Raw genomic sequence first — 15318 nt, 5'->3', positions numbered from 1 at the left:
AATCCATTGTCGTTATCTTGGGCCGGACACTTAGAACGTCTGGCCGAGGGAAAATTGGAACACTTGGGTTTCAGCGTCATCCGGTTTCTTGATCGGCATCGCCAGCGCGAAACTCAACGGGCCCAGCGCGGTGACCCAGGTCACGCCCACGCCGACGGAACTGGCAAGGTTGCTGAGGCTGATGTCGTTGCATTCTGCATTGGATGACGTGCCATTGTTGTTGGTGGCGTTATCGCAACTGGAGTCGAATACGTTACCCACGTCCCAGAATACAGAGGTACGCAGGGAGCGCTGGTCCTTGACGAACGGCATCGGGAACAGCACTTCAACCCCGCCCTGAATCAGGACGTTACCACCGAATGGAAGCGGATCCTGGTCCGGATCCCGGATGGTCCCTTGGTTGCCAGTGACGGCTGCGCCACGGCTCGGCGTACTGCGAGGCCCCAGGGTGCTGTCCTTGAAGCCGCGTACCGAGTTGAAACCACCCGCGTAGTAGTTCTCGTAGAACGGCAGGCCGTCAGTCGAACCGTAGCCATCGCCATAACCCAGCTCGGTGTGCAGGCGCATGGTGTAGTTATCGGTCAGCGGCTGGAACAGTTGGCCGCGATAATCGAGCTTGAAGAACGACAGGTCGCTGCCCGGTACGGTCGATTCAAGCACCAGGCTCTGGGAGTGACCACGTGTCGCCAATACGCCCTTGTTCAGGGTCGACTCGGACCAACCAACAGACGCCTTGAAGTTCAGGTACTTGTCGCCTTCCTTCTCGACGAAATCGAAGATCTCGTCAACGGTATAGCGGCCGGTGCTGATCTCGTCCTGCTGGGCGGTGAGCCCGAACGTAAGACGCGAAGTCTCGCTGATTGGATAACCTACGTTGACGCCGGCACCCAGGCTGTCAACTGCATAGCTGGAGACATCGGAATCGAGTTCGTCGTAGTCAGTGGTGCGATAGAAGGCGTTGTAGCCCAGGCTCACGCCGTCGGCGGTCCAGTAGGGGTCCACGTAGCCGAAGTTGTAGCGGGTCTGGTATTCGCTACGGGTCAGGCCGACGCTGACCTTGTTACCGGTACCGAGGAAGTTGTTCTGGGTGATCGAACCGCCCAGGATCAAGCCTGCGCTCTGGGCGAAACCGACGCTCGCGGTGATCGAACCGGAAGCCTGTTCCTCGACACTGTAGTTCACGTCAACCTGGTCATCGACGCCCGGTACGGCCGGGGTCTCGACGTTGACTTCCTTGAAGAAGCCGAGGCGCTCCAGGCGGGTCTTGGATTGGTCGATCAGGTAGGTCGAAGCCCAGCCACCTTCCATCTGGCGCATTTCACGGCGCAGCACTTCGTCCTCGGACTTGGTGTTGCCACGGAAGTTGATGCGATTGACGTAGGCGCGCTTGCCCGGGTCCACGGCAAAGGTGATGTCGACGGTATGGTCTTCATCGTGTGGCTGTGGCACGCCGTTGACGTTGGCGAAGGTGTAGCCCTCGTTACCGAGGCGACGGGTGATCAGCTCGGACGTGGTGGTCATCAGCTTGCGCGAGAATACCTGGCCCTTCTGCACCAGCAAAAGCGACTTGACCTGGTCTTCAGGGACCTTCAGGTCGCCGCTGAGCTTGACGTCACGAACGGTGTATTTCTCGCCTTCGTTGACGTTGACGGTGATGTAGACGTGCTTCTTGTCCGGGGTAATGGACACCTGGGTCGAAGCAATGTCCATGTTGATGTAGCCACGGTCCAGGTAGTAGGAACGCAGGCGCTCCAGGTCACCGGAGAGTTTTTCACGGGCGTACTTGTCGTCGTTCTTGAAGAACGACAACCAGTTGGTGGTCTTGAGTTCGAACAGGTCGATCAGGTCTTCGTCTGGGAAAACCGTATTGCCTACCACGTTGATGTGCTGGATGGCGGCGACGGTGCCTTCGTTGATGTTCACCTTCAGGCCAACGCGGTTGCGCGGTTGCGGGACGACTTCGGTATCAACGGTGGCCGAGTAGCGGCCCTGGGCAACGTACTGGCGTTGCAACTCGTTACGAACGCCTTCGAGTGTCGCGCGCTGGAAGATCTCGCCTTCCGCCAGGCCCGATTGCTTCAGGCCTTTCATCAGGTCTTCGGTGGAGATCGCCTTGTTGCCCTCGATCTCGATACTGGCGACCGATGGGCGCTCGACTACCGTGATGACCAGGACATTGCCGTCGCGGCCCAGCTGGATATCTTGAAAGAACCCGGTCTTGAACAACGCACGAGTGGATTCCACCAGGCGCCGATCATCCGCCTGCTCGCCGACGTTCAGCGGCAAGGCACCAAAGACGCTACCCGCGGAAACCCGCTGGAGGCCGTTGACGCGAATATCAGAGATAGTGAAGGACTCGGCGTGAACTTCGGCGATCATCAATACGGTGAGAACCGCAGTTAGCAGCAGACGTTTCATGAAGTCCTTTCTTATTCCAACTGGCAATAAACAAACTGCCGCAAAATGCGGCAGATTCGCAATTCAGCGAAGCGTTACAGACGACCCAGATCGTTGACCAAGGCAAGCAACATCACCCCGACCACCAAGCTGATACCGATCTGTATCCCCCAACCTTGCACCCGATCCGACAAGGGACGACCACGCGCCCACTCGATCAGATAAAACAGCAGATGCCCCCCATCCAGTACCGGGATGGGCAGCAAATTCAGAACCCCCAGGCTAATGCTCAGATAAGCAAGGAAATTCAGGAAATCAGCAACGCCCGACTGGGCAGAAGCGCCCGCCACTTTAGCAATGGTTATCGGTCCACTCAAGTTTTTTACCGAGAGCTCGCCGAACAACATTTTCTTCAGCGAGTCGAGGGTCAGGACACTCATGGTCCAAGTACGCCGCACACCCTCACCGATTGCCGCGACAGGACCGAAGCTGACCTCCCGGATCATTTCCGGTGGCCAGTCGACCGCCTTGACGCCAGCCCCCAGGTAACCGGTCGGCGCTTTGCTCTCACCGCGGGCAGCCAAGGCGACAGGGACGTCGATTGAAGCACCATCGCGCTCGACACGCAGCATGATTTTGGTATCAGGGCGAACACGAACCGAGTCGACGACCTGTTGCCAGTCACTGACAGGCTGGCCGTCGAATGCCAGCAAACGGTCACCGGTTTTCAGGCCAGCAGCGCTAGCCGGGCCTTTCGGATCGAGCTCGGCAAGCACGGGCGGCAACGCCGGACGCCATGGGCGAATCCCCAGGGAACGGATCGGGTCGGGCTCATCGGCGCCCTTGAGCCAGTTGTCGAGGACCAGCTCCCGAGGCGAGTCCGCCGTCGAGCCTTGTTCGCGCACCATCAATTGCAGCGAACCGCTTTCACCCAGGCGACGCACCAACTGCAAGTTGACCGCAGCCCAACCCGATGTCGGCTCGCCGTCGATGGCAACGATTTCCTGGCCCGCGCCCAACCCGGCCCGCGCCGCAACGCTACCCGCCTCGACCGCGCCGATGACAGGCCGTACCTGCTCACTGCCCAGCATGGCCAGCGCCCAGAAAAACACCATGGCCAGCAGGAAGTTGGCAATCGGGCCCGCCGCGACGATAGCGATGCGCTGACGGACGGTCTTTCGATTGAAAGACTGATCAAGCTGATCGGCCGGGACTTCGCCTTCGCGCTCATCGAGCATCTTGACGTAGCCGCCCAATGGGATGGCTGCCACGACGAACTCGGTGCCTTTCTTGTCATGCCAGCGCAACAACGGCATGCCGAAACCGACGGAAAAGCGCAGAACCTTGACGCCACAGCGACGCGCGACCCAGAAATGGCCGAATTCGTGAAAAGTGACCAGCACCCCCAGTGCAACCAGGGTGCCGACAATCATATAGAGCGCGCTCATCTGTTTTCTCCACAATCCTGCCTGGGACAACCCTGGCTAACGTACCGCAGCCTTAGCGCCCGTGGCGCTGCAACCATCGGCCCGCCAGCTCGCGAGCCCTGGCATCCGCCGTGAATACCGCATCGAGGTCATCGAGCGAAACCACAGCTTCGAGATTCAAGACCTCCTCGATGATACTCGCGATCTCGAGGTAGCGGACACGCCCATCGAGAAACGCTGCAACTGCCACCTCGTTGGCGGCGTTAAGCATGGCCGGCGCGCTGTTGCCCGCCTCGGCCGCCTGTCGCGCCAGGCGCAGGCAGGGAAAACGTTGCTCATCGGGCGCCTGGAAGTCCAGCCGAGCAATGGCAAACAGGTCCAAGGGTGCGACACCTGAATCAATCCGCTCCGGCCAGGCCAAAGCATTGGCAATAGGTGTGCGCATGTCCGGATTACCCAACTGGGCCAGCACCGAGCCATCTACATAGTCCACAAGGGAGTGGATAACGCTTTGTGGATGGATGACCACCTCGACCTGGGCCGGCTTTGCATCGAACAGCCAGCAGGCCTCGATGAGTTCCAGCCCCTTGTTCATCATGCTGGCCGAATCCACGGAGATCTTGCGCCCCATGGACCAGTTCGGATGAGCGCAAGCCTGGTCGGGTGAAACATGCACCAATTCTTCCAGCGGTGTCTGCCGGAAGGGACCACCAGAGGCTGTCAGAAGAATCCTCCTGACACCGACCGCACCCAGGCCACGGGAAAAATCCCGGGGCATGCATTGAAAAATCGCGTTGTGTTCGCTGTCGATAGGCAGCAGCACCGAGCCACTCTTGCGCACCGCCTGCATGAACAGCGCACCCGACATCACCAGCGCTTCCTTGTTGGCCAGCAGGATTTTCTTGCCAGCCTCAACCGCCGCCAGCGTTGGACGCAAGCCCGCCGCGCCGACAATCGCTGCCATCACGGCATCGACTTCAGGATCGGAGGCCACCTGACACAAGCCCTCCTCCCCCACCAGCACGCGCGTCTGCAAGCCGGCCGCATTCAGGTCATCCTGCAATGCCCGAGCCACGCCGGCTTCGGGCACCACGGCAAACCGCGGCGCATGGCGAATGCACAGCGCCAGCAGCTCGTTGAGGCGAGTAAAGCCGCTGAGGGCAAATACCTGATAGCGCTCCGGGTGCCGGCCAATCACATCCAGCGTACTGAGGCCTATCGAACCGGTGGCCCCCAGGACGGTAATCTGCTGGGGACGACTCACGATGCCGCCATCCACAACAGCACGGCGAAGATCGGGATCGCGGCGGTCAGGCTGTCGATGCGATCCAGCACGCCACCATGGCCAGGCAGCAGGTTACTGCTGTCCTTGATTCCGGATTGGCGCTTGAACATGCTTTCGGTCAGGTCACCGACCACGGACACGAACACGATCAGGGCGGCGCCAAACAGCCCCATCAGCAATTGCGCGACAGTCCAGTCCCGCACGAAGCCGACCACGGTGGTGATCACCAGGCTCAAGGCCAGGCCGCCATAGACGCCTTCCCAGCTTTTGCCGGGACTGACCTTTGGCGCGAGCTTTCGCTTGCCAAACGCCCGACCGGAGAAGTAAGCCCCGACATCGGCGCCCCAGACCAACACCATCACCGCCATGATCTGCCAGTTGCCCAGCGCCCCCTGCTTGATCCAGATCAGCCCTTGCCAGGCCGGCAGCAGGATCAACAGGCCGATCACCAGCTTGGTCGCCGCATTGGCCCAATGGTGCGTCGTCCGCGGGTAGGTCAGGACCAGGAAAGTCGCCATCGCCCACCACAGCACCGCAGCGCCCAGCACCCAAGGCGCAAGGCCAGGCACCACGTACATGATGAACAACATGGCCGCCACGGCCGCCGCGTAGGCCACGCGCGCCGACTGCGCAGGGAAACCCGCCAGCCGAGCCCATTCCCACGCCCCCAAGGTCACGACAAGGCCGATGAACAGCGCAAAACTGCCACCCTCGAGCAGGAAAAAACCGCCCAAGGCGATGGGCAGCAGGATCAGGGCAGTGATGATTCGTTGTTTGAGCATTAAACCCGGGCTCCAGCTTCGATCTGCTCGCTCGTTTTACCGAAACGACGCTGACGGGAAGCGAAATCGGCCAGCGCGGTGCGCATGGCTTCGTGTTTGAAGTCCGGCCAGAACAGGTCGGAGAAATACAGCTCGGCGTAAGCCAGCTGCCAAAGCAGGAAATTACTGATGCGGTGTTCGCCACCGGTGCGGATGCACAAGTCGGGCAGCGGCAAGTCGCCGGTCGCCAGACAGGTTTGCAAGAGGTCGGGCGTAATGTCCTCGGGACGCAGATGACCGGCCTGGACTTCCCGCGCCAGTCGCTGGGCCGCCTGGGCGATGTCCCACTGCCCGCCATAGTTGGCGGCAATTTGCAGGACAAACCGATCAGCGCCCGCCGTGGCGGACTCGGCTTCACGCATGGCAGCTTGCAGCTCCGGATGAAAACGCGAACGATCACCAATGATCCGCAGGCTGATCTTGTTCTCATCCAGACGCTTGGCCTCACGCCGCAACGCCTTGAGGAACAGATCCATCAAGGCGCTGACCTCATCGGCCGGACGTTGCCAATTTTCACTGGAAAAGGCGAACAGGGTGAGCACCTCGACCCCTGCCTCCGCGCACACCTCGATGACAGCACGAACCGCATCAACCCCAGCCTTGTGCCCGGCGACACCGGGCATGAAGCGTTTCTTGGCCCAGCGGTTATTGCCGTCCATGATGATCGCCACGTGGCGCGGCACCGCGAACGGCACGGCCTGCTTGGTCTTATCCATTAAAGCGAGACCCTTATACGGCCATCAGGTCTTTTTCTTTCTCGTCCGTGGCCTTGGTGATCTGGGCCTCGGATTCCTTGGTCAACTTATCGATATCAGCGATGGCACGACGCTCTTCGTCTTCACTGATTGCCTTGTCCTTGATCAGCTTCTTCAGCTCACCCAACGCGTCACGACGGATATTGCGCACGGCAACACGCGCGTCTTCCGCCGCGCTACGGGCCTGCTTGGTGAAGCCTTTGCGCGTTTCCTCGGTGAGGGCCGGCATCGGGATCAGCAGCAACTCACCCAGGTTGGTTGGGTTGAGGTTCAGACCGGCGCTCTGGATGGCCTTGTCTACAGCAGCGAGCATGTTGCGCTCGAAAGCCACGACCTGCAGGGTGCGCGAATCTTTCACGGTGACGTTGGCGACGCTGCTCAGCGGTGTGTCAGCGCCGTAGTAAGGCACCATGACGCTGCCGAGGATGCTCGGGTGAGCCTTGCCGGTACGAATCTGGCCGAATGCGTGGGCCAGAGACTCCAAGGACTTCTGCATGCGCTCTTGAGCGTCTTTCTTGATTTCGTTGATCATTGTTGAACTTCCTCGATCAGTGTTCCTTCGGCGCCGCCATGGACGATGTTCAGCAGGGCGCCAGGCTTGTTCATATTGAAAACGCGCAACGGCATCTTATGGTCGCGGCACAGGCAGATAGCCGTCAGGTCCATGACACCCAGCTTGCGATCCAGCACTTCATCGTAGGTCAGATGATCGAACTTCTCGGCATGCGGGTCTTTGAACGGGTCGGCGGTATACACACCATCCACCTTGGTTGCCTTGAGCACGACATCGGCATCGATCTCGATCGCTCGCAGGCAGGCTGCGGAATCCGTGGTGAAGAACGGATTACCGGTACCGGCGGCAAAAATCACCACTTCCTTGGAGTTGAGGTGGCGCATGGCTTTGCGGCGATCGTAGTGATCGGTCACGCCAACCATGGAAATGGCCGACATCACGATGGCCGAAATATTGGCACGCTCCAGTGCGTCGCGCATAGCCAGGGCGTTCATCACAGTGGCCAGCATGCCCATGTGGTCGCCCGTGACCCGATCCATGCCGGCCGCGCTCAGCGCTGCGCCACGGAACAGGTTGCCGCCGCCGATGACCAGCCCGACCTGAACGCCGATCCCGACCAACTGGCCCACTTCCAGGGCCATGCGATCCAGCACTTTCGGGTCGATCCCGAACTCCTCCGAGCCCATCAGGGCCTCGCCGCTAAGCTTGAGTAGAATGCGTTTATAGCGAGCCTGATAACCACTGCCCTGCTGAGCCATTGCGAATCTCTCCTGCGGCGTATTTTTTCAAAAAATTCTTAACGGACTGTTTGCAGCCTCGTTCACTCTAGCTTGACGCTGACACAGCGCCATCGGAACACGGCTTTGTAAGCCAGTTCCGACAGGAAACCAATAAAAATCGGCATCCCCATCCGAAAAGAGGCTGCGCGCGTTAAGCGGGCAGCCTCTTCTGGGCGACGTTATGGAAACCGTCTTATTGCTTGCTGGCAGCAGCTACCTGGGCAGCAACTTCTTCAGCGAAGTTGTCGACCGGCTTCTCGATGCCTTCGCCCACTTTGAAGTAGGTGAAGGAAACGATTTCAGCACCGGCTTTCTTCGCCAGGTCGCCGACCTTGATTTCCGGGTTCTTGACGAAAGCCTGCTCAACCAGGCTGGCTTCGGCCAGGAACTTGGAGATACGGCCGCTGACCATTTTCTCGGCGATTTCGGCAGGCTTGCCTTTCAGCTTCTCTTCGTTCAGCTGCAGGAAAACGCCCTTCTCGCGCTCGATCGCTTCAGCCGAAACGTCGGACGGCAGCAGGAACTCAGGGTTGGTTGCAGCTACGTGCATGGCGATGTCTTTCGCCAGTTCGGTATCGCCGCCCTTCAGGACAACTGCAACACCGATCTTGTTGCCGTGCAGGTAGGTACCGACCACGTCACCTTCAACGCGAACCAGGCGACGGATGTTGACGTTCTCGCCGGTCTTGCCAACCAGGACCAGGCGCGCTTCTTCCTGAGCTTCGATCAGCGGAGCTGCGTCGGTCAGTTTGTCAGCGAAGGCTTTGTCGACGCTGGCAGCGACGAATGCCTTGAAGTCGTCCTGCAGAGCCAGGAAGTCGGTCTGGGAGTTGACTTCCAGCAGAACGGCGGCTTTACCGTCGTCCTTGATGGCGATGGCGCCTTCAGCGGCAACGTTGCCAGCTTTCTTGGCAGCCTTGATGGCGCCCGAAGCACGCATGTCATCAATGGCTTTCTCGATGTCGCCGCCAGCCTTGGTCAAGGCTTTCTTGCAGTCCATCATGCCTTCGCCGGTACGCTCGCGCAGTTCTTTGACCAACGCTGCAGTAATCTCTGCCATTTCAAAATCCTCTTGGATAGGTTTTCAACCATTCCACCCGACCGAACGGGCGATCAATTCTTCCTGGAAAACCACTGCTTATAGACCGCGACAAGTTACAAACAGGTAGCTACGCTGGCGACAAGTGGTTTTCGAGGTGGCAAAAAGGGGGCCAAGCCCCCTTTTTGCTTACTGAGTCAACGCCAGGGGCGTCGATTACTCAGCGGCTGCTGCCGGAGCTTCTTCAGCGAAGACTTCGGTGCCGCCATTAACATTGTTGCGACCACGGATCACAGCGTCAGCCATCGAACCCATGTACAGCTGGATGGCGCGAATGGCGTCATCGTTGCCTGGGATGATGTAGTCAACGCCTTCCGGGCTGCTGTTGGTATCGACAACGCCGATGACCGGGATACCCAGCTTGTTGGCTTCGGTGATCGCGATGCGCTCGTGGTCAACGTCGATCACGAACAGTGCGTCAGGCAGACCGCCCATGTCCTTGATACCGCCCAGGGAGCGGTCCAGCTTCTCAAGATCGCGAGTGCGCATCAGCGCTTCTTTCTTGGTCAGCTTGGCGAAAGTACCGTCTTCGGACTGGACTTCAAGATCACGCAGACGCTTGATGGAAGCGCGGATGGTCTTGAAGTTGGTCAGCATGCCGCCCAACCAGCGGTGATCGACGTACGGCGAACCGCAACGTGCTGCTTCTTCAGCAACGATCTTGCCAGCGGAACGCTTGGTGCCGACGAACAGAATCTTGTTTTTGCCCTGGGCCAGGCGCTCTACGAAGGTCAGTGCTTCGTTGAACATCGGCAGGGTTTTTTCAAGGTTGATGATGTGGATCTTGTTACGCGCGCCGAAAATGTACTTGCCCATTTTCGGGTTCCAGTAACGGGTCTGGTGACCGAAGTGCACACCGGCCTTCAGCATATCGCGCATGTTGACTTGGGACATGATAGTTCCTTGATAAGTCGGGTTTGGCCTCCACGTATCCCAATGACCAACCAGCGGCGGTATAAGCCGAAGGCACCCAGGTCATCGTGTCGACACGTGTGTGGATTTAAGCTTACGGGGTCATCCCCGGAAAGCGGCGCATTTTATACCACAGCAAGGGCGAAAACGGAACACGGATTCTGAAATCCCGGCAAAGCCCCCTTCCCACAGCCCTTTCATGGTTCATGGATGTACACCCATATAGAGAGAAGCGATGCATGTGGACGCGGATTTGCGCTGATCGTCTGTTAGAATCGCCTCTTTCAGGGCCACGCGAGTCATCATCCGCCGCCCATTTCGTTTTGAACAGCGCCGTCGGGCGCAGAGAGAGCCTGTATGACCGTCACCCTCAAGACTCCCGAAGACATCGCCAAAATGCGCGTCGCCGGCAAACTCGCCGCCGAAGTGCTGGAAATGATCGCCGACTACGTCAAGCCGGGCGTGACCACCGAAGAGCTGGACCGCATCTGCCACGACTACATCGTCAACGAGCAGAAGGCCATCCCCGCCCCGCTCAACTATAAAGGCTTCCCGAAGTCGATCTGCACCTCGATCAACCATGTGGTCTGCCACGGCATCCCCAACGAAAAACCGTTGAAGGACGGCGACACCTTGAACATCGACGTCACCGTCATCAAGGACGGCTACCACGGCGATACCAGCCGCATGTTTCACGTCGGCAATGTCCCGGAGTGGGCCGAGCGCCTGTCCAAGGTCACCCAGGAATGCATGTACATGGCCATCGAACTGGTGAAGCCGGGCTGCCGCCTGGGTGACATCGGCGAAGTGATCCAGAAGCACGCGCAGAAGAACGGCTTCTCGGTGGTGCGTGAATTCTGTGGCCACGGCATCGGCAAGGTGTTCCACGAAGAACCGCAGATCCTGCACTATGGCCGCGCCGGCACTGGCATGGAGCTGCAGGCGGGCATGACCTTCACCATCGAGCCGATGATCAACCAGGGCCGCGCCGACACCAAGGTGCTGGGTGACGGCTGGACCGCCATCACCAAGGATCGCAAGCTGTCGGCCCAATGGGAACACACCCTGCTGGTGACCGAGACGGGCTACGAGATCTTTACCCTGCGCAGCGATGACACCATCCCACGCGTTTCCGCCTGACCCGTAACCAGCCTATAGATATAGATAGAAAGGAAAGCCATTCGATGCCGCAGGTGGATCCCGAACTCTTCGACCGCGGCCAGTTCCAGGCTGAACTGGCCCTGAAGGAAAGCCCCATCTCGGCGTTCAAAAAAGCGATCCGCCAGGCCCACGAAGTGCTCGACCAGCGCTTTCGCAGCGGCCGCGATATCCGCCGGCTGATCGAGGACCGCGCCTGGTTCGTCGACAACATCCTGCAAAAGGCCTGGGAGCAGTTCAACTGGAGCGAGGACGCCGACATCGCCCTGGTGGCGGTGGGCGGCTACGGGCGCGGCGAACTGCACCCTTATTCCGACATCGACCTGCTGATCCTGCTGGACAGCGCCGATCATGAGATTTTCCGCGACTCCATCGAGCGCTTCCTGACGCTGTTGTGGGATATCGGCCTGGAAGTCGGCCAGAGCGTACGTTCGGTGCAGGAATGCGCCGACGAAGCCCGCGCCGACCTGACAGTGATCACCAACCTGATGGAAAGCCGCACCGTTGCCGGCCCCGAGCGACTGCGCCAGCGCATGCTCGACGTCACCAGCACGGCGCACATGTGGCCGAGCAAGGATTTTTTCCTGGCCAAGCGCGCCGAACAGAAGGCTCGCCACCACAAGTACAACGACACCGAGTACAACCTGGAACCCAACGTCAAGGGCTCGCCCGGCGGGCTGCGGGATATCCAGACGATCCTGTGGGTTGCCCGTCGGCAGTACGGCACGCTCAACCTGCGGGCCCTGGCCGGAGAAGGTTTCCTGGTGGAAAGCGAGAATGCCCTTCTCGCCTCGTCCCAGGAATTCCTGTGGAAGGTCCGCTACGCCCTGCACATGCTCGCCGGGCGCGCCGAGGATCGACTGCTGTTCGACCACCAGCGCTCCATCGCCGGCCTGCTGGGTTTCGAAGGCCAGGACGCCAAGCAGTCCATTGAAAACTTCATGCAGCAGTATTACCGCGTGGTGATGAGCATTGCCCAGCTCAGCGAGCTGATCATCCAGCACTTCGAAGAGGTCATTCTCGCCTCCGAGGATGAGGCGCCGCCGCAGCCGATCAATTCACGATTCCAGCTGCACGACGGCTACATCGAGGCGCGCAACGCCAACGTGTTCCGCCGCACGCCGTTCGCCATGCTCGAGATTTTCGTGCTCATGGCCCAACAGCCGGAAATCAAGGGCGTGCGCGCCGACACCATTCGCCTGTTGCGGGAAAACCGGCACCTGATCGACGACGACTTCCGCAACGACATTCGCAACACCAGCCTGTTCATCGAGCTGTTCAAGTGCAAGATCGGTGTGCACCGCAACCTGCGTCGGATGAACCGCTACGGGATCCTCGGGCGCTACCTGCCGGAGTTCGGCCATATCGTCGGGCAGATGCAGCACGACCTGTTCCACATCTATACGGTCGACGCCCACACGCTGAACCTGATCAAGCACCTGCGCAAGCTGCAATACACCCAGGTTTCGGAGAAATTTCCGTTGGCCAGCAAACTCATGGCCAAGCTGCCCAAGCCCGAGCTGATCTACATGGCGGGGCTCTATCACGACATCGGTAAGGGTCGCCAGGGCGACCATTCCGAGATCGGCGCGGTCGATGCCGAGGCGTTCTGCCAGCGGCACCAACTGCCGGTATGGGACAGCCGGCTGATCGTCTGGCTGGTGCAAAACCACTTGATGATGTCGACCACCGCCCAGCGCAAGGACTTGTCTGATCCGCAGGTGATCCACGATTTCGCCCAGACCGTCGGCGATGAGACGCGCCTGGATTACCTCTACGTGCTGACCGTGGCCGACATCAACGCCACCAACCCGACCCTGTGGAACTCCTGGCGGGCGAGCCTGCTGCGCCAGCTGTACACCGAGACCAAGCGGGCCTTGCGCCGCGGCCTGGAAAACCCGGTGGACCGCGAAGAACAGATCCGCCGCACCCAGAGCGCGGCCCTGGATATCCTGGTACGCGGCGGCACCGATCCAGACGATGTCGAGCAGCTCTGGTCGCAACTGGGCGATGACTATTTCCTGCGCCACACCGCTGGCGACGTGGCCTGGCACAGCGACGCGATCCTGCAGCAGCCGGCCGACGGCGGACCGCTGGTGTTGATCAAGGAAACCACCCAGCGCGAGTTCGAGGGCGGCACGCAGATATTCATCTACGCCCCGGACCAGCACGATTTCTTCGCCGTGACCGTGGCGGCGATGGACCAGCTCAACCTCAACATCCATGACGCCCGGGTCATTACGTCTACCAGCCAGTTCACCCTCGACACCTACATCGTGCTCGACACCGACGGCGATTCGATCGGTGACAACCCGGCGCGAATCAAGCAGATTCGCGATGGCCTCACCGAGGCCCTGCGCAACCCGGCGGACTACCCGACCATCATCCAGCGTCGGGTGCCGCGCCAGCTCAAGCATTTCGCCTTTGCGCCACAGGTGACGATCCACAACGACGCCCATCGCCAGGTCACCGTGCTGGAACTCAGCGCGCCGGACCGCCCGGGCCTGCTGGCGCGCGTCGGCCATATCTTCCTGGAATTCGACCTGTCGCTGCAGAACGCCAAGATCGCCACGCTCGGCGAACGGGTGGAAGACGTGTTCTTCATTACCGACGCCCATAATCATCCGCTTTCTGATCCGCAACTGTGCAGCCGCTTGCAGGAAGCGATCGTCCAGCATTTGAGCGTCAACCAGGAACCCGATGCTCATCTGACACGCATCAGCATCTGAACGAACAAATTCCCCCTGTGGGAGCGAGCCTGCTCGCGAAAGCGACGGGTCAGTCAATGGTTTTGTCGACTGACACACCGTATTCGCGAGCAGGCTCGCTCCCACAGGGGCAGTACCCACATTGAACGAGGCCCCCGATGAACAACGCTCTGAACCAGCTCCAACCCTACCCGTTCGAAAAACTCCGCGCCCTGCTCGGCAGCGTCACGCCGAACCCGGCCAAGCGCCCGATCGCGCTGTCCATCGGCGAGCCCAAGCACCGTTCGCCGAGCTTCGTGGCTGAGGCCCTGGCCAGCAATCTGGAAAAAATGGCGGTGTACCCGACCACCCTCGGTATTCCGGAACTGCGTGAAGCCATCACTGGCTGGTGCGAGCGTCGCTTCAATGTGCCAAGCGGCTGGCTCGACCCGGCGCGCCATGTGCTGCCGGTCAACGGCACCCGCGAAGCGCTGTTCGCCTTCACCCAGACCGTGGTCAACCGGGGCGACGACGCCTTGGTGGTGAGCCCGAACCCGTTCTACCAGATCTACGAAGGCGCGGCGTTCCTGGCCGGGGCCAAGCCGCACTACCTGCCTTGCCTCGATGCCAACGGCTTCAATCCGGATTTCGATGCCGTCTCGCCGGACATCTGGAAACGCTGCCAGATCCTGTTCCTGTGCTCCCCCGGCAACCCGACCGGCGCGCTGATTCCGGTGGACGTGCTGAAGAAACTCATCGCCCTGGCTGACGAATATGACTTCGTGATCGCCTCGGACGAATGCTACAGCGAACTCTACTTCGACGAACAAACCCCGCCTCCGGGCCTGCTCACCGCTTGCGTCGAACTGGGCCGCAAGGACTTCAAGCGCTGCGTGGTGTTCCACAGCCTCTCCAAGCGCTCCAACCTGCCGGGCCTGCGCTCCGGTTTCGTGGCCGGCGACGCCGACATCCTCAAGGGCTTCCTGCTGTACCGCACCTACCATGGCTGCGCGATGCCGGTTCAGACCCAACTGGCAAGCATCGCCGCGTGGAACGACGAAGTGCACGTGCGGGCCAACCGCGCGCTGTACCGGGAGAAGTTCGACGCAGTGCTGGAAATCCTCAGCCCGGTGCTGGACGTGCAACGCCCTGATGGCAGTTTCTACCTGTGGCCGAACGTAGCGGGCGATGACGCGGCGTTCTGCCGTGACCTGTTCGAACAGGAACACGTGACCGTCGTACCGGGCTCGTACCTGTCCCGCGACGTGGACGGCGTCAACCCAGGCGCCGGCCGCGTGCGCATGGCCCTGGTTGCGCCATTGGCGGAGTGCGTGGAAGCGGCGGAGCGGATTCGCGCGTTTATCCAACGTCGGGGTTGATGGCTCTACCGGGGCTGTTGTGGCGAGGGAGCTTGCTCCCGCTGGGCTGCGCAGCAGCCCCAACAGCAGCATCCGCATCAACCCCACCCTGTACAAATCCTCAGT

General features: G+C 60.4%; 12 protein-coding genes. 3 read left to right on the top strand and 9 right to left on the bottom strand.

Annotation, left to right across the window (positions count from 1 at the left end; translation table 11 throughout):
• Nucleotides 1-30 precede the first annotated feature (30 nt).
• The 9 genes from bamA to rpsB all read right to left on the bottom strand — a co-directional run bounded on the left by bamA (nt 31) and on the right by rpsB (nt 9971).
• Entirely contained in the window at nt 31-2418 is a 2388-nt protein-coding gene (gene bamA / locus AB4N42_RS09270; protein ID WP_407683771.1) for an outer membrane protein assembly factor BamA, read from the bottom strand.
• A gap of 74 nt (nt 2419-2492) precedes the next feature.
• Nucleotides 2493-3845, bottom strand: coding sequence for an RIP metalloprotease RseP (gene rseP / locus AB4N42_RS09265; protein WP_198796346.1), 1353 nt, complete (start codon nt 3843-3845; stop codon nt 2493-2495).
• Nucleotides 3846-3897: 52 nt separating this feature from the next.
• Entirely contained in the window at nt 3898-5088 is a 1191-nt protein-coding gene (gene ispC / locus AB4N42_RS09260) for a 1-deoxy-D-xylulose-5-phosphate reductoisomerase (RefSeq protein WP_198796345.1), read from the bottom strand.
• A complete protein-coding gene (locus tag AB4N42_RS09255) occupies nt 5085-5891 on the bottom strand; it encodes a phosphatidate cytidylyltransferase (RefSeq protein WP_030139487.1) in 807 nt (268 codons plus the stop codon). The genes ispC and AB4N42_RS09255 overlap by 4 nt, the downstream gene beginning before the upstream one ends.
• Complete coding sequence (gene uppS / locus AB4N42_RS09250; RefSeq protein ID WP_030139488.1) at nt 5891-6646, bottom strand: polyprenyl diphosphate synthase; 756 nt, start codon at nt 6644-6646, stop codon at nt 5891-5893. Before uppS ends, AB4N42_RS09255 begins: the two co-directional genes overlap by 1 nt.
• A 13-nt stretch (nt 6647-6659) precedes the next feature.
• A complete protein-coding gene (gene frr / locus AB4N42_RS09245; protein ID WP_030139489.1) occupies nt 6660-7217 on the bottom strand; it encodes a ribosome recycling factor in 558 nt (185 codons plus the stop codon).
• A complete protein-coding gene (gene pyrH / locus AB4N42_RS09240; RefSeq protein ID WP_003198235.1) occupies nt 7214-7957 on the bottom strand; it encodes a UMP kinase in 744 nt (247 codons plus the stop codon). The genes frr and pyrH overlap by 4 nt, the downstream gene beginning before the upstream one ends.
• A gap of 214 nt (nt 7958-8171) precedes the next feature.
• The gene (gene tsf, locus AB4N42_RS09235) at nt 8172-9038 is read right to left on the bottom strand and encodes a translation elongation factor Ts (protein WP_030139490.1); all 867 of its coding nucleotides are present in this window, start codon (nt 9036-9038) and stop codon (nt 8172-8174) included.
• A gap of 195 nt (nt 9039-9233) precedes the next feature.
• The gene (rpsB, locus tag AB4N42_RS09230; protein WP_003198231.1) at nt 9234-9971 is read right to left on the bottom strand and encodes a 30S ribosomal protein S2; all 738 of its coding nucleotides are present in this window, start codon (nt 9969-9971) and stop codon (nt 9234-9236) included.
• Between the two features lie 375 nt (nt 9972-10346).
• Here rpsB and map point away from each other — a divergent pair, with 375 nt between their 5' ends.
• The 3 genes from map to dapC all read left to right on the top strand — a co-directional run bounded on the left by map (nt 10347) and on the right by dapC (nt 15213).
• Nucleotides 10347-11129, top strand: coding sequence for a type I methionyl aminopeptidase (map, locus tag AB4N42_RS09225; RefSeq protein WP_030139491.1), 783 nt, complete (start codon nt 10347-10349; stop codon nt 11127-11129).
• Nucleotides 11130-11173: 44 nt separating this feature from the next.
• Nucleotides 11174-13876, top strand: a complete 2703-nt coding sequence (locus tag AB4N42_RS09220) for a [protein-PII] uridylyltransferase (RefSeq protein WP_460116124.1) — start codon at nt 11174-11176, stop codon at nt 13874-13876.
• 137 nt (nt 13877-14013) lie between these two features.
• Nucleotides 14014-15213 carry a succinyldiaminopimelate transaminase gene (gene dapC, locus AB4N42_RS09215; RefSeq protein ID WP_460116123.1) on the top strand — a complete coding sequence of 400 codons (1200 nt, stop codon included), beginning with the start codon at nt 14014-14016 and terminating at the stop codon, nt 15211-15213.
• Nucleotides 15214-15318 lie beyond the last annotated feature (105 nt).

This window comes from Pseudomonas sp. H2_D02, from assembly GCF_054677635.1.
This window is presented reverse-complemented; position numbering and strand designations above follow the sequence as displayed.

What these genes read in the sequence shown, in the direction of transcription:
- bamA (WP_407683771.1), bottom strand. Translation starts at nt 2,418, where the DNA reads ATGAAACGTCTGCTGCTAACTGCGGTTCTCACCGTATTGATGATCGCC.
- rseP (WP_198796346.1), bottom strand. Translation starts at nt 3,845, where the DNA reads ATGAGCGCGCTCTATATGATTGTCGGCACCCTGGTTGCACTGGGGGTG.
- AB4N42_RS09255 (WP_030139487.1), bottom strand. Translation starts at nt 5,891, where the DNA reads ATGCTCAAACAACGAATCATCACTGCCCTGATCCTGCTGCCCATCGCC.
- uppS (WP_030139488.1), bottom strand. Translation starts at nt 6,646, where the DNA reads ATGGATAAGACCAAGCAGGCCGTGCCGTTCGCGGTGCCGCGCCACGTG.
- frr (WP_030139489.1), bottom strand. Translation starts at nt 7,217, where the DNA reads ATGATCAACGAAATCAAGAAAGACGCTCAAGAGCGCATGCAGAAGTCC.
- pyrH (WP_003198235.1), bottom strand. Translation starts at nt 7,957, where the DNA reads ATGGCTCAGCAGGGCAGTGGTTATCAGGCTCGCTATAAACGCATTCTA.
- tsf (WP_030139490.1), bottom strand. Translation starts at nt 9,038, where the DNA reads ATGGCAGAGATTACTGCAGCGTTGGTCAAAGAACTGCGCGAGCGTACC.
- rpsB (WP_003198231.1), bottom strand. Translation starts at nt 9,971, where the DNA reads ATGTCCCAAGTCAACATGCGCGATATGCTGAAGGCCGGTGTGCACTTC.
- map (WP_030139491.1), top strand. Translation starts at nt 10,347, where the DNA reads ATGACCGTCACCCTCAAGACTCCCGAAGACATCGCCAAAATGCGCGTC.
- AB4N42_RS09220 (WP_460116124.1), top strand. Translation starts at nt 11,174, where the DNA reads ATGCCGCAGGTGGATCCCGAACTCTTCGACCGCGGCCAGTTCCAGGCT.
- dapC (WP_460116123.1), top strand. Translation starts at nt 14,014, where the DNA reads ATGAACAACGCTCTGAACCAGCTCCAACCCTACCCGTTCGAAAAACTC.